The organism is Microbacterium sp. NPDC055910 (genome assembly GCF_042271185.1).
GTDB lineage: Bacteria > Actinomycetota > Actinomycetes > Actinomycetales > Microbacteriaceae > Microbacterium.
Map to the genome: position 1 here is coordinate 89,986 of NZ_JBHJZS010000004.1, position 17,618 is coordinate 107,603.

General features: G+C 67.7%; 16 protein-coding genes. 6 read left to right on the forward strand and 10 right to left on the reverse strand.

Annotated elements, in window-relative coordinates; all coding sequences use genetic code 11:
• Positions 1 to 110: 110 nt before the first annotated feature.
• Genes ACFC3F_RS03475 through ACFC3F_RS03490 form a run of 4 tightly spaced genes read right to left on the reverse strand, consistent with a single transcriptional unit; the run spans position 111 to position 5,258 of the window.
• Positions 111 to 2,309, reverse strand: a complete 2,199-nt coding sequence (locus tag ACFC3F_RS03475) for a hypothetical protein (RefSeq protein WP_376126708.1) — start codon at positions 2,307 to 2,309, stop codon at positions 111 to 113.
• Entirely contained in the window at positions 2,306 to 3,493 is a 1,188-nt protein-coding gene (gene lhgO, locus ACFC3F_RS03480; protein ID WP_376126710.1) for an L-2-hydroxyglutarate oxidase, read from the reverse strand. The genes ACFC3F_RS03475 and lhgO overlap by 4 nt, the downstream gene beginning before the upstream one ends.
• A gap of 11 nt (positions 3,494 to 3,504) precedes the next feature.
• A complete protein-coding gene (locus tag ACFC3F_RS03485) occupies positions 3,505 to 4,536 on the reverse strand; it encodes a lysylphosphatidylglycerol synthase domain-containing protein (protein WP_376126712.1) in 1,032 nt (343 codons plus the stop codon).
• A complete protein-coding gene (locus tag ACFC3F_RS03490) occupies positions 4,533 to 5,258 on the reverse strand; it encodes an acyl-ACP--UDP-N- acetylglucosamine O-acyltransferase (RefSeq protein ID WP_376126832.1) in 726 nt (241 codons plus the stop codon). The genes ACFC3F_RS03485 and ACFC3F_RS03490 overlap by 4 nt, the downstream gene beginning before the upstream one ends.
• 180 nt (positions 5,259 to 5,438) lie before the next feature.
• Between ACFC3F_RS03490 and ACFC3F_RS03495 the strand changes: the two genes are divergently transcribed.
• Both ACFC3F_RS03495 and ACFC3F_RS03500 read left to right on the forward strand, forming a co-directional pair.
• Positions 5,439 to 6,533 (forward strand): DegT/DnrJ/EryC1/StrS family aminotransferase, encoded by a 1,095-nt coding sequence (locus ACFC3F_RS03495; protein WP_376126714.1) that lies wholly within the window; start codon positions 5,439 to 5,441, stop codon positions 6,531 to 6,533.
• Positions 6,530 to 7,495 carry a Gfo/Idh/MocA family protein gene (locus ACFC3F_RS03500; RefSeq protein ID WP_376126715.1) on the forward strand — a complete coding sequence of 322 codons (966 nt, stop codon included), beginning with the start codon at positions 6,530 to 6,532 and terminating at the stop codon, positions 7,493 to 7,495. The genes ACFC3F_RS03495 and ACFC3F_RS03500 overlap by 4 nt, the downstream gene beginning before the upstream one ends.
• A 27-nt stretch (positions 7,496 to 7,522) precedes the next feature.
• Here ACFC3F_RS03500 and ACFC3F_RS03505 read toward each other — a convergent pair whose 3' ends face one another.
• From ACFC3F_RS03505 to ACFC3F_RS03530, 6 genes are all read right to left on the reverse strand, one after another.
• Positions 7,523 to 7,969, reverse strand: a complete 447-nt coding sequence (locus ACFC3F_RS03505) for an acyltransferase (protein ID WP_376126717.1) — start codon at positions 7,967 to 7,969, stop codon at positions 7,523 to 7,525.
• 3 nt (positions 7,970 to 7,972) lie between these two features.
• Positions 7,973 to 8,914, reverse strand: coding sequence for an NAD-dependent epimerase/dehydratase family protein (locus ACFC3F_RS03510; protein ID WP_376126719.1), 942 nt, complete (start codon positions 8,912 to 8,914; stop codon positions 7,973 to 7,975).
• Positions 8,915 to 8,934: 20 nt separating this feature from the next.
• Positions 8,935 to 10,074: a DegT/DnrJ/EryC1/StrS family aminotransferase gene (locus ACFC3F_RS03515; protein WP_376126721.1), complete on the reverse strand. Its 1,140-nt coding sequence runs from the start codon at positions 10,072 to 10,074 to the stop codon at positions 8,935 to 8,937.
• Positions 10,071 to 11,036 (reverse strand): glycosyltransferase family 2 protein, encoded by a 966-nt coding sequence (locus ACFC3F_RS03520; RefSeq protein ID WP_376126724.1) that lies wholly within the window; start codon positions 11,034 to 11,036, stop codon positions 10,071 to 10,073. The genes ACFC3F_RS03515 and ACFC3F_RS03520 overlap by 4 nt, the downstream gene beginning before the upstream one ends.
• An 84-nt stretch (positions 11,037 to 11,120) precedes the next feature.
• A complete protein-coding gene (locus ACFC3F_RS03525) occupies positions 11,121 to 12,302 on the reverse strand; it encodes a hypothetical protein (protein WP_376126726.1) in 1,182 nt (393 codons plus the stop codon).
• A complete protein-coding gene (locus ACFC3F_RS03530) occupies positions 12,299 to 13,504 on the reverse strand; it encodes a glycosyltransferase family 4 protein (protein ID WP_376126727.1) in 1,206 nt (401 codons plus the stop codon). The genes ACFC3F_RS03525 and ACFC3F_RS03530 overlap by 4 nt, the downstream gene beginning before the upstream one ends.
• 181 nt (positions 13,505 to 13,685) lie before the next feature.
• On the opposite strand from ACFC3F_RS03530, the gene glf reads away from it, so the two are divergent.
• The 4 genes from glf (at position 13,686) to ACFC3F_RS03550 (ending at position 17,602) form a co-directional block, all read left to right on the forward strand.
• Positions 13,686 to 14,822: a UDP-galactopyranose mutase gene (gene glf / locus ACFC3F_RS03535; RefSeq protein ID WP_376126730.1), complete on the forward strand. Its 1,137-nt coding sequence runs from the start codon at positions 13,686 to 13,688 to the stop codon at positions 14,820 to 14,822.
• A gap of 100 nt (positions 14,823 to 14,922) precedes the next feature.
• Positions 14,923 to 15,732 carry an ABC transporter permease gene (locus tag ACFC3F_RS03540; protein ID WP_376126733.1) on the forward strand — a complete coding sequence of 270 codons (810 nt, stop codon included), beginning with the start codon at positions 14,923 to 14,925 and terminating at the stop codon, positions 15,730 to 15,732.
• Positions 15,732 to 16,475 carry an ABC transporter ATP-binding protein gene (locus tag ACFC3F_RS03545; protein ID WP_376126734.1) on the forward strand — a complete coding sequence of 248 codons (744 nt, stop codon included), beginning with the start codon at positions 15,732 to 15,734 and terminating at the stop codon, positions 16,473 to 16,475. The genes ACFC3F_RS03540 and ACFC3F_RS03545 overlap by 1 nt, the downstream gene beginning before the upstream one ends.
• Positions 16,472 to 17,602: a polysaccharide pyruvyl transferase family protein gene (locus ACFC3F_RS03550; protein WP_376126737.1), complete on the forward strand. Its 1,131-nt coding sequence runs from the start codon at positions 16,472 to 16,474 to the stop codon at positions 17,600 to 17,602. The genes ACFC3F_RS03545 and ACFC3F_RS03550 overlap by 4 nt, the downstream gene beginning before the upstream one ends.
• The last annotated feature ends 16 nt before the right edge of the window (positions 17,603 to 17,618 follow it).

The window sequence follows — 17,618 nt, forward strand, 5'->3', positions numbered from 1 at the left end:
CGACAGAGTGACTACCGTCGCAACACTCAGCGCCACCGCGGCATGGACGAAACGTCGTCGGCGCATCCGCATGAATCTCCCGGGACTGGTCGGTCTTCGTCCGCGTGAGTCTACCCGTTGGATTTCTTCCGCACCATGAGAAACATGAACACCAAGAGTCCCATAAGCCCCGCGGCTCCCACGGCCGTGGCGGCGAGGCCTATGTTCAGCCCGGGCGGAGTGAAGCGCAGTTCGAGCGTTCCGTCCTCGACGTCCACCGGCAGTTGCACCTCGAGGAGTCCAGCCGGACCGGCGCCGACCTCGAGCGGCCTGCCGTCGACGGTGGCCGAATAGCCCGGCCAAGCGATGCGGCCGAACACAACCGAAGATCCATCCACGGCCGAGAACTCGACATCCTCGCCTGTCGTGTCCACGCGGGTGTCCGAGAGGATGTCGGCGTCCGACCATGTCACGGTGCCGTCTCCCGTAGATGTGTCATCCCGCACGTAGACCGTCGCGTACTCCGTCGTTTCGGCGATACTCCAGCCTTCGGGGGTCTGCGGCTCTTCCACGAAGTCCTTCTGCAGAACCACGGTCTGGGCGCCGAGCAGGTCGGCGAGGATCGCTGGCGCGCCATCGGGACGCTCCCAGAGCGCTGTCCACAGGGCGGGGCAGGTGGATCCGTTGTACGTCATGCACATCGCGCTGTCGAGCTCGTTGTAACCGATACCGCTGTACGAATTAGTCGCGTCGACGCCCGCGATCGCGAACTGCGTGCCGATGAGCATGTCGCTCCAGCCGCCTTCGGGTCTGCGATCGAAGGTACCCATCGGATTGGCGATCTGCACAGTGACGCCCTGATACCGCTGGCCGATGCCGTCCTGCAGCACGGCGCGAGACGTCGGGAGATCGTACTGAGCGACGTTCACATTGCCTCGCACCATCGCCATCTGCATGCCGAGGAAGACGATCATCCCGGCTGCGAGCAGCGCGAACGCCTTCTTCGTGCTGCCGCGGAACCAGCGCAGGAACACGGCGCCCAACGCCAACACGCCGACGATGCTCAGTACGTGCCAGAAGACAAGACGGGGGACGTCGGATGCCGCGAGCCATGCGCCCACCATGACGGCCGTGATCGAGATCGTGACGCGCAGACCGAACCGGTCACGTGCGAATCCCTTCGAAGCGAAGACGGCGAACGCGACGACCACAGCGAGGTAGAGGAATGGGGTTAGGCGCGCAGGCCACCGGAACATCAGGAACTGCGAGGGGCCGAGCACGAGCAGTAGGAACAGGCCACCGAAGACGAAGACACTCGACAGGGCGAGGAACCGTTCGCGGGTCACACGCCAGCGCAGCCACGGAAGGATTGGCAGTAGGAACCACGCGAGGTACATCGCGGGCGTGCGGATCTCGGGGAGTCCGAACATGCGGATATAGGGCAGATACGACGGCGTGCTCATGCCCAGCAGGTTGCTCACGCTGACGGCGAGGAACTCGTCGTTCATGATCTCGGAGTTTGCCCTGAAGCCGACCGACGAGGTGAGCAGGAACGGTAGATACACCACGACGCTCAGGGCGAGCGTGATCGCGCCGATTGCAATGAGCCACCACAGCGCCTTCGCGCGCTTGGTCACGATCGCCTCGACCGCGATCGCGATGTAGGTGACCAGGATCGTCAGGAGCCCGTACGGGTTGCCCACAGATGTCAGCAGGTACCCGCAGGCGACCGCCACGACGATCGACCACGGCGTGAAGCCCTTGCGGAACGCGCGGCGCAGCGCCCACCACGCCCACGGCGTGAAGGCGGTGATCGCCGAGCCGTTGATCCACGACGAGCCGTCGATGAACAGAGCCCATCCGCTGAGCGGCAACATCGTGCCCGCGAGGGCCGACATCCATCTGTCGGCGCCGTAGCCCCGAGCGAGGCGGTAGACGCCGAGTGCCGTGATGACGAAGAGGGCGATCTTGCAGATCGTGATGGCCGCCGCGAGGTTGTCGATTGGATGCGTCACGAACATGAGTCCGAGCATCACGGGGTTCCACATGCCGGTCGCGGCTTCGGCGATGAGGTTGCCGCCTCGCCACATGTCGAGCTGCAGGAAGGGCAGCTCGCCTGAGAGCAGAGCAGCGGGGATGCGCTGCCACACGCCGACGGCGACGGCGGCCGTATCGTCCCAGTAGTAGAAGACCGGGTTGCGCAGCAGCGGGATGAGTGACCCCACGACGACGAGCACCACCATCGCCGTGGCGGGGATGAAGGCCCGCACGCGCGAAGCAATCGCGTCGGGCGTCTCGTTCCCGGCCTGGATGTCAGTCGTCACGCTCATGCGAGCACCTCCGCGACTTCGCGCTCGACGTGCGCGGCGATCTCGAGCGCGGCGGTGGCCGCCGGCGAGGGGGCGTTGAGGATGTGAAGCTGGCGCGCCGACCGCTGGATGTAGAAGTCGTCGACGAGCGACCCGTCGCGGTGCATCGCCTGCGCGCGCACGCCCGCAGGCGCCGGGACGAGGTCGTCAGCAGTGATGCCGGGCACGAGCACCGAGAGACTGCGCGCGAAGAGGCTTCGCGACACCGATCGGGTCATCTCCTTCGCGCCCGCGCTCATATTCTTGGCGCCCAGGCGCCAGAGGCCCGGCCAGGTCAGTGACAGCGCGAGCTCCGAAGGGCGCACATCGCGCCAGCGATAGCCTTCGCGCGCGAGCGCGAGCACGGCATTGGGGCCCGCGTGCACAGAGCCGTCGACCATCTTCGTCAGGTGCACGCCGAGGAAAGGGAACTCGGGGTCGGGCACGGGGTAGATCAGCCCGTTGACCAGGTCGTGCAGCTCGGGCCGCAGCTCGAAGTACTCGCCGCGAAACGGCACTATGCGCACGTCCGGACGGGTGCCCGAGGCCAGTGCGACCCGGTCGCTGTAGAGGCCGGCGCAGTTGACGAGCAGATCGACGTGGTGCGAGCCGGCATGGGTCTCGACCGTTACACCGTCGGCGGTCTCGTGCGCCGAGACGAATCGGCGTCCAAACTGGATCTCGCCGCCGTGGGCGAGCACGGAATCCGCGAGAGCTCGCGAGACGCCCGTGTAGTCGACGATCGCCGTCGTCTTGACGTGCAGCGCGTCGACGCACGCGACGTTCGGCTCGTACTCGGCCGCCTGCTCGGGCGTCAGACGCTCGAGTGGCACGCCATTGGCGATTCCTCGGCGTTCGAGCTCGGCGAGGCGCGGACGCTCCTCGTCCTTCACCGCGACGACGAGCTTGCCGGTCTCCTTCATTGCGATGCCGTGCTCGCGCGCGAACGACTTCATCGAGGCCGCCCCCGCGACGCACATCTGCGCCTTCATGCTGCCCGGCTTGTAATAGAGGCCCGAGTGGATGACTCCTGAATTGCGTCCGGTCTGATGCGCCGCGACGCGGTCTTCCTTCTCGATGACCGTGACGGTGTGACCGCCCCGGGCGATGCGCTCGGCGGCCGCGAGACCGACGATGCCCGCCCCGACGACGAGGATGCGAGACATGGTGCTCCGAATCAGTTGATGACGCCGGGGTCGCCGTGGTACGCGCCCTCACGGCGCCGGGCGACGACGGCGATGCCCGCGGCGGTTCCGGCAGACAGCAGATCGACGACGATGAACATGAGGCGGCTCACCGCTGCGTAGGCGGTGGCGGGGCCGATGCCGACGATCGGCGAGAGTGCGGCGATGATGACGAACTCCCGCGCGCCGAAGCCGGACGGCAGCAGGAAGGCGACGAGTCCGACGACCATTGCGATCGCCATGGTACCGATGCACAGGAGCAGCGGCGCGAACGTGAGACCCTGCCACGTGTCGGCGAGCAGCCACAGGTGCGCGCCGTAGCAGAGGTAGGTGAGGAGGGCGAAGCCCAGTGACGTGGCCACGACGCGGAGCCGGATCGGGTGGTCGGGTCGCGGGCGGCGCAGGATTCGGAAGCCGAAGTTCGCGAGTGAGGTGAGGATCTTCGGATGCAGCATCACGAGGCCCACCGGCAGCAGCAGGTAGAGCCACGGCAACCACGAGAGCTCGGGGTTCGACGCGACGAGCTCGGGCACCGCGAGTGCGCCGGCAAGGAGCGCGGCGACGAGGATGACGGCGAGGTTGAAGACCGTCGCGGCGAACGTGCGCGCCCGCGCGAGACCGGCCTTGTGGCCGAGCTCGATCTGCAGGACGTACGCCCACACCGAGCCGGGCAGGTACTTGCCAAGCTGGCCCACGAGGAAGATCTGCGCGCCACGGCCGAAGCCGATCGGCTTGCCGAGGTCGTCGACGAGCACGATCCAGCTGAGGGTCGCGAACCCGACGCCCGCCATCGCCGCGAGGAACGAGAGGATGACGCGGGGCCACTGCATGTCGGTGACGGTCTCGACGACGACGTTCCAGTTGAGCCAGAGCTGGAACGACGCAGCCGCCACCACGAGGACAATCAGCACCCAGCGGATGACGTTGACGATGAACGCCCGGCGACGCTGGGCCGGCGTGACTGGGGCATCCGTCGTCGGATCGGGCGTCTGCTCGACGCCGTCGTTCGCGGTGGGCTCGGTCATCGGGTGCGCTCCCCGGGCTGGGTCGGACGAAGCTCTCCGCGTGTGGACCACCACTCGAGGAGCTCTCGGTGAGCCGCCCACGGCTTGCTTTCGAGGAGGACGCCCAGATCGGAGGTCTCTGACACGTACAGCTCGCTGAGCGCCTCGATCGCGGCATCCGGAACTCCCGCACGTCGCATGCCGACCGCGTTGACCCCCTGCACACGCGGAGGCGTGCCGTAGACCTTCGCGAACGGCGGGATGTCGCGCGTGACGGGGGTGCCCATGCCGACCATCGCGCCTGGTGCCACGAGGCGGCGCTGGTGGATAGTCGCGTTCATGCCGATGTTCGCGCCGACGCCTATCTCGGCGTGGCCGCCGACCATGACGCCTGCCGATACAGTGGCACCCGCACCGACGTGGGTGTCATGCGCGAGGTAGGCGCTATTGAGGATCCACGCGCCGTCGTCGACGGTCGTCGCGCGATGGCTGCCCTGATGGATGACGACGTTCTCGCGGATGACGACACCCGCGCCGATCACGACGCCCTCGTGGGCCAGGTCACCCGTCCACGCGGCGTTCTGGCGGAGGGAGGAAATCTCGGGCGGCGAGCCGATCTTGCTCCCGGCGCCTATCCACGTGCGGGCACCGATCGTGCACGGGCCGAGGATGACGGCCAAGGGGCCGATCACGACATTATCACCGAGGGTGACTCCAGGACCGACGAAAGCCGCCGAGTGCACTTCAGCGAAGACCAATAGAAACCCTTGTCGTTGCGGCCCGACGGGCCTTCGAGAACTGGAAGAGTCTACCGCAGGGTCGATCCCGAACCTGAGAGCGGCATACCCGGCAGGGCCCCGGAGTGCACTCGGATAAGATTCTCGGTGGCCATCCGGTCGACAATCCTCCGAAAGGCAGTCCCCGTGATTCCCGTCTCCGTCGTGAAGCTCGGCCCCGAAGTTGAAGAGCGTGTACTCGCCGTCATCCGCTCCGGAATCGTCGCCCAGGGTCCGGTCGTCGCAGAGTTCGAGGCGCGGTTCGCCGAGATGCACGGCGTCAGACACGCCGTGGCCCTCAACAACGGGACGACCGCTCTCGTGGCAGCCATCCAGGCGCTGGATCTGCAGCCAGGCGACGAGGTGATCACGAGCCCGTTCACGTTCATCGCGACGCTCAACGCGATCCTGGAGGCGGGCGCGACCGCGAAGTTCGGCGACATCCGCACGAACGACTTCGCCCTCGACCCGGCATCGGTGGCCGCGCAGATCACCGACCGCACGAAGGTCATCATGCCCGTGCACCTGTACGGCCAGTCGGCCGATATGGCACCGCTCGTCGAGCTGGCTGAGCAACACGGTCTCGCGATCGTCGAAGACGCCGCGCAGGCCCACGGCGCGATGTATCGGGGCACGCCCGTCGGCGGCTTCGGCATCGGCAGCTTCTCGTTCTACGCGACGAAGAACCTCACGACCGGCGAGGGCGGCATCCTCACGACCAACGACGACGCGATCGCCGAGAAGCTGCGCATCATGCGCAATCAGGGCATGCGCCAGCGCTACGAGTACGTCATGGCGGGTCACAACTACCGCATGACCGACCTCCAGGCGGCGCTCGTGCTGCCGCAGCTCGACGCCTACCCAGCGCAGCTCGAGGCTCGACGCCGTAACGCCGCCGGCCTGACCGCGCGGCTCGGTGATATCCCCGGGCTCGTCCTGCCCGCGCAGCTCGAGGGGCGCGAGCACGTGTGGCACCAGTACACCGTGCTGCTGCCCGAGGGCACCGACCGCGATGCCGTCATCGCATCGCTCGCCGAGGACGGCGTCGGCAGCGGAATCTACTACCCCAAGCCCGTCTACGACTACGACACGTATCGCGACCGTGCCGACGTCGTGCGCTCCGAGACCCCCGTCGCTGAAGAGGCGGCGCGTCGCTGCCTATCGATCCCGGTGCACCCCTACGTGGCCGAGGCCGATCTCGATACGATCTCGACGGCTGTCCGCGCCGCGCTGGGGGCATGATGGCCGAGCGTCGCCTCGCGCTCGTCGGCGCCGGATCGATGGGGCGCAACCACGCCCGCGTAATCGCCGAGAGCCCGGCAGCCGAACTCGCCTACGTCATTGACCCCTTCGAGGAGTCCGGGCGCGCGCTCGCCGAGCAGCACGGCGCCGAGTGGAGGCCCGACCTCGAGGTCGTCTCGTCCGTCGACGCCGTCGTGGTCGCGGCATCCACCGAGCACCACTACACGATCGCGGGCGACGTCTTGCGGGCGGGCAAGCCGCTCCTCGTCGAGAAGCCCGTGTGCCCTTCGCTCGACCAGACCGTCGAGATCCTGGATCTCGCCGAATCGACCGGCACTCCGATCATGTGCGGCTTCCTCGAGCGTTACAACCCCGCAGTCATCGCGGCGAAGCGCATGATCGAGGGTCCGCTCTACGCGCGCGCCGACCGGCATTCGCCCTACGTGCCGCGCATCAAGACAGGCGTAGCGTGGGACCTGCTCGTGCACGACGTCGACCTCATCTCGCAGCTGTTCGGCGGCGAGGACCCGTGCTCGATCAACGTCGAGGTAGGCCATTTCCACCCGTTGTCGGTCGAAGGGGCCGAGGACGTCGTCGACGTCTCGCTCGCCTTCGCGGGCGGTGGCATGGCCTCGGCGTCGGCATCGCGACTCGGTCAGCGCAAAGTGCGGTCGCTCCTCGTGCAGACGCTCGATGACATGGTCGAGATCGACTTGCTGCGCCGTGGCGTGACGCTGTACCGCCACACGTCGATCTCGGAGGACCGACCCGGCGGCGCCGGATTCCGTCAGGTCACCGAGATGGAGGTGCCCGAGATCACGGGCCGCGAGCCGCTCGCGACGCAGCTGGATCGCTTCCTCGACGTCGTCGACGGCCGCGTGGATCAAGATGCCGAGCGTCGCTCGATTCTGCCCGCGCACCGCATCGTCGACGCGGCCCTCACGGCAGGCGCCGCGCGCTGACACCGGCGCACCCGGCGTCGTGGCCCGTCAGGACGGGTCGACGCGGCGGAACTCCGGGCGGGGGGAGTCGGGCGTCCCAAGCTCGACCTGGGCGACGAGGCGGGCGGGCACGCCCGCGACGACCGTCCGCGGCGCGACATCCGTCGTGACGACGGCTCCGGCGCCCACGACCGCCTCATCGCCGATCGTGACGCCCATGTTGATGATCGCTCCCGCGCCGATGAAGACGCGGTCGCCGATCGTGACAGGCTGCCTCTCGACCTCGGCGAAGCTCCGGCCCGAGACGCACCGACGCGCCGAGGAGTGCGTGTAGATCTGCACGCCCGACGAGATGTCGCAGCCGGCGCCGATCGTGAGACCGCCCGAGCCATCGATCACCGTGAAGGCGCCGATCCACGTGCCGACCCCGACGGCGGGCGCGCCGATGACCCAGGCGTGGTCGCTGTAGGGGTTCGGCGGCAGGCCGGCGCCCATCGGTCAGCCCTGCGCGTGCTCGTAGCGGATGAGGTCGGTCATGCCCTCGCCGACGGGGATGCTGTACTCGAACCCGATCATCTCCTTGGCGCGGGTCGTGTCGGCCGCACGGCGGCTCACGAGCACCTCCCGCGGGTTGAACTGCGGCTCGACCTTGGCGCCGATCGCATCGATGAGGATGCGGGCGAGGTCGGCGACGCTCGTGTCGATGCCCGTGCCGACGTTGATCGCTGCGTTGCCCTGGTCGGCCTCGGTCGCGAGGACCACGGCGCGCGCGATGTCGTGCACGTGGATGAAGTCCATTGACTGCTCACCGGCGCCGTCGATGATGGGCGGCTCGCCGTTGCGAAGACGGTTGACGAAGTGGTTGATGACGCTGGTGTAGTACGCAGTGGTCTTCTGGCCGGGTCCGTAGACGTTGAAGAACCGCAGCGCGATCCACGACAGGCCGGCCTTGCGCTCGTAGTAGCGCAGGAGGTCTTCGCCCGTGCGCTTGCCGATGCAGTACGGCGTCAGGGGGCTAAGCTCGTCGTCCTCGTGCATGGGGAGCTTCTTGGGGTCGCCGTAGACCGAGGCGCTTGAGGCATAGACGACACGCTGGATGCCCTGGTCGGCAGCCGTGGCGAACACGTTGTGCGAGCCGACCATGTTGATGTCGACCGAGCTGTACGAATCGGCGACGCTCTTGTTGATCGAGTCGGCGGCGAGGTGGATGACGTGGGTAGATCCCTTCATCGCCGCCGCGACGGCCGAGCCCGAGCGGACGTCCTGGTCGACGACCTCGACACCGTGCGACTGCGCGAGCGCGTTGGCGCGGTCGCGGTCGCCGCGCCACATGCTGTCGAAGATGCGGACTTTCCAGTCGCGCTCCAGCAGCTGGTTGACGACGTGCAGGCCGATGAAGCCGGCCCCTCCGGTGACGAATGCGGTGCGGTTCTGAGTCATGTCCTGGTTCCTTGCGTGGGTCAACGGCGGTTGGCGGGGTCGGTGACGACCTGGCGGAGCGTCTCGGCGACGTACGCGACGTCGTCCTCAATGAGGTTGGCGTGCATCGGGATGGCGATGTGCCGGGCGAAGACGTCGGCCGACACGGGCAGCGGAGCCTGCTCGCCGTACAGCGGCTGCAGATGGCTGGCGTAAGTGCCGAAGTTGCATCCGACGCCGGCGGCGCGCAGCGCCATCGCGACGGAGCCGCGGTCGAGCTCGGGGGCGACGGCGATGACGTAGGACTGCCACGGGTGCGTGCGGTCGGGGAGGGCGGTCGGGAGCGTCACTTCGGCGATGTCGCCGAGCAGCTGGGCATAGCCGTCCGCTGCGCGGCCGCGGGCAGCGAGCAGCTCGGGCAGTCGGCGCACCTGCACGCGCATGATGGCGGCCTGCACGTCCGAAAGGCGGTAGTTGTAGCCGAGCTCGTCGAACGACGGCACGGGGAGCTCGGTCGAGCCCTCGCGCGTGATCGCGGGCGCGATGCCGTAGGTGTGGAGCTTGCGCGCGTGGGCGATGAGGTCGGCGTCGGCGCTCGCGAGCGCCCCGCCCTCGCCCGAGGTGATGCCCTTACGGCCGTGGAAGCTGTAGGCGGTGGCGTCGGCGAGCGAGCCGACCTTGCGGCCCTTGTAGGTCGCACCGGTCGCGCACGCGGCATCCTCGATGACCCACAGTCCGTGCTTGCGCGCGATTGCGGTGATCTCGTCGTAATCGGCCGGCTGCCCGAACGGGTCGACGGCGATGATGCCGACCGTGCGGGGTGTGATGGCCGCCTCGATGAGCGCGGGGTCGATGGACCACGTGTCGGGACGCACGTCGACGAAGACGGGCTTCGCGCCCGACCACAGGACGGAGTGGCCGGTGGCGGGGAAGGTGTAGTCGCCGACGATGACCTCGTCGCCGGGCTTCACGCCCAGCGTGAGCTGGGCGAGGTGCAGCGCCGAGCCGCAGTTGCTCGTCGAGAGCACATTCGCCACACCTGCGACGTCGGCGAACTCCTTCTCGAACGCCAGGCACGAGGGGCCGGCGCCGGAGAGCCAGCCCGACTCGAACACCTCCTTGATCGCGTCGAGCTCCTCCTGGCCGACGGTGGGAGCGCCGAGGGCGACGGTGCGGTTCATGACTCTCCTGAGGGGTTCTTCCGGGCGCCGACCGTGATTTCGGCGACCGAGCGGACGATGTAGACGGGTCGGCGGCGGGCGTCGTCGCCGGCGCGCCAGACGTACTCGCCCAGCACGCCGATGCCGACGAGGACCATGCCCCCGACCGCGAGCACGAGGCCGCTGAGCAGGGCCGCGATAGCGCCGAGCGGCGTGAAGAAGGCGAGCACGATCGCTGCGATGAGGCTGAGGGCGCCGAGCGCGCCGATGATGAGGCCGCCCCACGCGACCCACTCCACGGGGGCGTGCGAGAACTCGACGAATGAGTCGACGACGAGCTTCATCTTGCGCTTGGTCGTCCACTTGCTCACGCCGTGCGGGCGGGGGAGCTGCTCGAAGTACACGCGTCGCTGATCGAACCCGACCCAGGCCGCCATCGCGAGGACGTTGCGGTTGAGCTCGGGCATCGCGACGAGGGCGTCGAGGACGGCACGCGAAGCGAGGATCTGCGAGGGGCCTTCGGCGGGATAGTTCGGCACATCGGAGTTGGCGCCGTAGATGCGTGAGAAGCCGCGTGCGAACGAGTCGCCCATGCCCTTTTTGACGGCCCGTGTGGCGCGCAGGCCCCACACGATGTCGGCGCCCTCGCGCCACTCCTGGATGAAGTCGGCGATGGCCTCGAGGGGCTCCTGCCCGTCGGCGCTCAGGGTGAGTGCAGCGTCACCGCGCGCGTGGGCGAAGCCCGCACTGATCCCCGCGTGCGAGCCGAAGTTGCGCGAGAGGCTGACGATCCGGGCCGGCCCGACACCATCGAGCGTCTCGAGCAAGGCATCTTTCGTGCCGTCCGTCGAGCCGTCGTCGACGACGATGAGCTCGAACGCCACGTCGGGGTGGGCCGCGATGATGTCCCGATAGAAGCCCGCGATGTCTTCCGCGGAATCGACCTCGTTGTACGCGGGGATGACGAGACTGAGCAGTGGCATCGCCGACGCCATCGATACCTTCCCTCACACAGAAAAACGCCCTCGGCGTGCCGGTCGCACGTGTCGAGGATTGCTACGATGGTATCAGGCTTGACCCGAGGACTCGATCTCGGCAACGCCGAGCACCCGCCGGAGGAACTCGCGCGCGACGGTCGCCTCGTGCTCGAAGCTGAGTTCCTTCGAGGCCGCGTCCGAGGCGTTCTTGGCCGCGAGGATCGCCGTGGGATCGAGCGACTCGAGCGACGCGACGCAGTCCTCGACGTCGAAGCCGGCGCTGACGACGCCGAGCGAGTACCGCTCGAGCAGCGTCGCCATCTCGATCGAAGGCCCGACCGCGATCGCGAGCCTTGCCTGCACGAAGTCGAAGAACTTGTTGGGCAGCGCGAAGCGCGCGTTGGTGTGCGTCGGAGGGATCCAGAACACCCCCACGTCGTATTCGTTGAGCGCGTCCGGGAGCAGTGCGGGGGCGACGGGCTCTTGGAAGATTATGCGCGGATCGTCCGCCGCCGACTGCTTGAGCTCCTGCAGGTAGGCGCCGCCGTCGCCCGCCCCGACGAGGTACAGATCGAGCGTGTACCGGTCGTCCAGTCGCCGCATCGCATCGATCATGAGCTCGAGGCGGCGGCCGTGCACCGCCATGCCGCTGTGCACCAGCCGGATCCGATCTTCTTCGAGCGGAGTGACGGCGAGGTTGCGCCACGGCCCGGCGTTCCGCATGAGTACGCACGTGACACCGAACCGCTCGCGGTAGAGGTCGGCGATGTTCTCGGCGACGGTGGTGACGACGGCCGCCTGCGGCAGATAGCGCGCGCACAGGTGGGTCATGAGAGGCGCTACGAGAAGACGCCAGGACAGGATGTGGGTGCGCTCCTCGGGGGCCCACTCATGCATGTCGGCCCACACGGGTGCTCCCTGCGCGACACGATCGGCGAGGGCGAGCACGCGCGCCTCGTTCGCGACGACGAGGTCGAATTCGTGCCCCTCGAGGGCGCGAAGCGACCACTGGATGGCCGGCGCGGCGAGCTCGGCGGCGCTGAGCCGACGGAGGGCCAGCTTGATCACCCCGGTCGGGGATTGGGGGAGGGTCTTGAGGTGATCGGGGACGATGATGTGCTCCGTCGCGTCGGCCGGGGCAGGTCCATAGCCGATCGTCGTGACGTCGCCGAACTCGGCGAGGAGCGAGATCTGCCGCAGCACGCGTGCATCGGAGACGATGTGCGACAGCGAGATGCACAGGATGCGGGCGCGGGGGGCGAGACTGCTCAACGGTCTGACTCCTGGGGCGAAGCGGGGGGACGGCGCTGGGCGGGAGCGGACTCGACGGCTTCGACGAACCGTTCCGAGACGGCGCGCAGAGAGACGTTCTCGCGGGCCCACCGCGCGAGGCGACGCCGCTCTCCGTCGTCCCGCGGGCGTGTGAGCGCGCTGATCATGGCGGTGGCCGCGGCATCCACGTCGTAGTCGACGCCCCACCCGATGCCGTTGATCTCGGTGAACGAGCGTCCGGGGTCGTCGCCCGCGTAGACGACGGGCGTGCCGCACCCGACCGAGGCGTGCATCTTCGCGGGGAATGCGCGGTATCGCCCCTCGGGCCGCATGCTCGCGAGCGAGGCAGCCGCGCCGCGGATCCACTCCGCCGTCTCCTGCGGCGAGAGCCGCGGATGGAACTGCACGGCGCCAGGGGCGAGCTCGTCGGCGCGCGCCTGCATGGCCGCGCGATCGGCGCCCTGGCCCACGAAGACGAGCCGGGCGTCCGGGACCGCGGCGCGCACCGCCGGCATGGCCTCGACGAAGACGCCGGCACCGTGGACCTCGGACGCCGTCCCGGCATAGAGCAGATACGGCCCGGCCAGGCTGCGATGCATGCCCTCGTCGGAGAACAGCGACTCGTCAAACCCGTTGCCGACCGTCGCGATCCGTGCCGTCGGCGCGATGGCGCGGATCCGCGCGGTGAAGTCCTCCGAGACCGACACGACGACCGCGGCGCCCCGATACGCGAAGCGCTCGAAAGTGCGCACGACCCGCGCGACCAACGAGGGTGCTTCCGTGAGCTCGACGGCGTCCGACCAGACGTCGGCGGCGTAGTAGGCGTAGGGGATGCGGCGCAGAGCGCACGCGATGCGCACCACGGCGCCCGTCGTGGGCGGCGGCTCGACAATCACGAAGTCGACACGGCGGGAGAACAGCACTCGGAAGAACGCGGGGATGTCGAAGCTCATGTATTGCAGATAGCCGCGGATGTAACCGGCGCGATCGCGCAACGCCCACGCCCGCCGGATCGTGATGCCCTCATGATCCGGCGGGTCGCCCTCGTAGCCGGCGGGCCTCGTCGTGGTGCGGACCGTCACCTCGGCGCCACGGTCGCGAAGAACACGGGCGAGCGAGCCGAGCCGGAAGGACGCGGCTCCTGGTTCGGGGCCGTAGATCCGTGAGATGATCGCGACGCGGCGACCGGCGAGAGAATGCATGAAGCCAATTGTGCAGGAGCAGGCGCCGCCTCTCCCGAACGCGGCAGCGGGAGGCGGCACCAGGAGGCGGTCTCACAGGGTGCGGCCGTTGCCACCCGGTAGACTCGAACGCCGTGTCGGCGCCTCTGTCCGCCGCGTCGCCGTGTCGGCGGCATCCGCCTCACGAAAGCACTCGCATCGCATGGATCTCCTCATCGTCGGTTCCGGTTTCTTCGGTCTTACGATCGCCGAACGGGCCGCGGCCGCCGGCCGCAAGGTCACCGTCATCGACCGCCGTCACCACATCGGCGGCAACGCATACAGCGAAAACGAGCCCGAGACGGGCATCGAGGTGCACCGCTATGGAGCGCACCTCTTCCACACGTCGAATCCGACGGTGTGGGAGTACGTCAATCGCTTCACGACCTTCACGGACTATGTCCACCGCGTGTATACGAACCATAAGGGTGTCGTGTTCCCACTGCCGATCAACCTCGGCACGATCAACCAGTTCTTCCAGAGCGCCCACTCGCCCGACGAGGCGCGCGCCCTCGTGCACGAACTCGCGGGCGAGTTCGACCCCAAGACGGCGCAGAACCTCGAGGAGCGCGGCATCGGTCTCATCGGCCGGCCCCTGTACGAGGCGTTCATTCGCGACTACACCGGCAAGCAGTGGCAGACCGACCCCAAGGAGCTGCCGGCCGACATCATCAGCCGCCTTCCCGTCCGCTACACCTACGACAACCGCTACTTCAACGACACATGGGAGGGCCTGCCGACCGACGGCTACACCGCGTGGATCGAGCGGATGGCCGACCACTCGAACATCGAGGTTCGCCTATCGACCGACTTCTTCGACGAGTCACAGCCCTATAACAAGAAGGCGACCGTTGGGCAGGTCCCCATCGTCTACACCGGCCCCGTCGACCGCTACTTCGACTACACCGAGGGTGCGCTCAGCTGGCGCACGATCGACCTCGAGCAGGAGGTGTTGTCGGTCGGCGACTTCCAGGGCACGTCGGTCATGAACTACGCCGATGCGGGTGTGCCGTACACCCGCATCCACGAGTTCCGTCACTTCCACCCCGAGCGCGAAGACCGCTATCCGAAGGACAAGACGGTCATCATGCGCGAATTCTCGCGCTTCGCCGACCGGGACGACGAGCCATATTATCCGATCAACACACCCGACGACCGTAATGGCTTGCTCGCGTACCGCGAACTAGGCAAGGGCGAGAAGGACGTCTTCTTCGGCGGCCGGCTCGGCACATATCAGTACCTCGACATGCACATGGCCATCGGCTCGGCACTGTCGATGTGGAACAACCAGCTCGCGTGAGGTCCTCTCTTCAGGTATGACTTCGTTCGACCACCCGGCTCGGGATGCGCGGCTCGGCTGGTGACGTCGTGCACGCGAGGCGCCGCCTAGGATCGATACTGTGAGCTCCGCCACCGTCGGCGCGCCGGGATCCCCGCAACGCTACCTCCACTCGCTGTGGCTACTCTCGGCGCGCGATCTGCGCGTGCGCTATGCGACGAGCGCGCTCGGCTACCTGTGGTCGATCCTCGATCCGCTGGTCATGAGCCTCATCTACTGGTTCGTCTTCACGCAGGTATTCCAGCGCACAGTAGGCCACGACCCATACATCGTGTTCCTAATCACGGCGCTGCTGCCGTGGGTATGGTTCAACGCGTGCGTGTCGGACTTCACACGGGCGTTCAGCAAAGATGCGCGGCTCGTGCGCTCGACAGCGATCCCGCGCTCGATTTGGGTGAACCGCATCGTGCTGAGCAAGGGCATCGAGTTCTTGTGCTCTCTGCCCGTGCTCGCCGGCTTCGTCGTCGTCGCGATGTTCACCAGCACGACCGCCATCGAGATTAACTGGAGTCTGTTGCTGTTCCCGGTCGCCGCACTGCTGCAGACGATGCTCCTGGTCGGGCTGGGTCTGCTGGTGGCGCCGCTATGCGTGCTCTACTCCGATCTCGAGCGCACGACCAGGCTCATCCTTCGCGTGCTCTTCTATGCCTCGCCCATCATCTACTCGGTGTCGGATCTGCCGAGCTGGGCCGAGCCGATCGCGGCCTTCAATCCCCTGTCGGGGGTCTTCATCCTCTATCGCGTCGGATTCTTCTCCGAGGCGTGGGACACCCTGAGCGTCGTAGTCGGCGTCGTCATGTGCGTTGGCTTCCTCGTAGCGGGTGTCTACACTTTCCGCCGACTCGAGCGACCCGTGCTGAAGGAGCTGTGATGACGTCTGGCGAACTGGCGATTGAGGTGCGCGACCTCGGCGTGCGCTTCCGGCGCAATCGACGCGGTCGGCGCAGCATCAAAGACCTGTTCGCCGATTCGCCGCGCCGCAGCCGGCCGGGCGAGTTCTGGCCGCTGCGGGACGTGACCTTCAGTGTGCGTCCGGGCGAGTCGATCGGCGTCGTCGGGCGCAACGGCCAAGGCAAGTCGACGCTGCTCAAGCTCGTGGCGGGCGTGCTGCTGCCCGACGAGGGCTCGGTTACCGTACACGGCGGCGTCGCGCCGCTCATCGAGATCACAGGCGGTTTCGTCGGAGACCTCACGGTGCGTGAGAATGTCGACCTCACGGCGGGCCTTCACGGGATGCGAAAATCCGAGGTCGCCCGGCGCTTCGACGACATCATCGGCTTCGCCGAGCTTGAGGGTTTCATCGACACCCCCTACAAGCACCTTTCCAACGGCATGAAGGTTCGCCTCGCGTTCTCGGTCGTCTCGCAGCTCGAGGAGCCGATCCTCCTCGTAGACGAAGTGCTCGCCGTGGGGGACAAGGCCTTCCGCAACAAGTGCTATCAGCGCATCGACGAGCTTCTAGCAGAAGGGCGCACCCTGTTCTTCGTCTCGCACAGCGAGCGCGACCTGCGCCGGTTCTGCAAACGCGGCCTCTACCTCGACAAGGGACGCCTGCAGCTAGACGCTCCGATCGCCGAGGTGCTCGACCGCTACAACGCCGAGTACGCCTCGTGAGGCGCGTGGTCGGGCCGTGGCTGCGTCCGAAGCCCCTGTACCTCGTGTCGACGGCGGGTCATCCCAACTACGGCGATGAGCTCATTACGCGATCCTGGCTCGACTACCTCGCCAAGACCCATCCGCGCAGTCCCGTGTGGCTCGACTCACCGCATCCGGGCCGCGCCGCGCACCTCTTTCGCGGCGCGCATCCGCACCTTCAGGTGACGAACACCCTATGGGAGCTCGCGATGGGGAGCCCGAGCCATGATCCGGTCGAGGATGAGGGGAGGATCTCGGCCCTCATCCTCGACCTCGGCTCACCTCGCTTCGACGCAGGTTTGCTCGCGCTCCGCGACATCGCGTCACTCCACATCGTCGGCGGCGGCTATCTCAACTCGATGTGGCAGGACAATCTTGGGCTGCTCGCCGCCGCGACCGCGGTACACCGAGAGTTCGGCGTCCGCATCGCCGTGACGGGCCTGGGTCTGCTCCCTATCGACGACGCGCACGCTGAGTGGGTGCGATCCCAGCTCGCCCAGTTTGACGTCGTGGAGGTGCGGGATGCCGCGACCTCCGCGTTCTGCGGTGTGCCGGTCGGACTGGACGATGCCTTTCTCGCGATCGGTATGCGACGGGCGTTGTATGCGCAGGAACCGACGCCCGATCGGATGGTGCTCGTCCAGGGCGACATGCGCGCGTGGTCTGAGCAGGCGGCGGAGCACTCGGTGCTCACCTTTACTGGGGGGAACCCGAAAGCGGAGGTCGGGTTCGTCGAAGCCGTCGCTCCCGACGACGCGCACTACGCCCGTCTGCGGCCGGAGGCGACCTTCTACCCGTTCGGGCGAGTATGGAACGATGGGCTGCCCGCACGGGCGCGCCAGCAGTGGCTGACCACGCGATTCCACCTGCACCTCATGGCCGCTGCGGCGGGCGCCGCGGGAACCGTCATCCTCGGGCGGCCAGGTTATTACGACATCAAGCACCAGTCGTTGCTTGATCTCGGCACCGGGTGGAACCTCGTCGAGGCGGGGGCCGACCTGCGCGAGGAGCAGAACCGCCCCACCGCCGACCCCGCTTTCCCAACGCTGGCGCGTCGGCTCGCCGGGCGCAAGCGGGATGTCGCCGACGGCTTTTACCGCCCGTAACTCTGGCGCCCGGCGG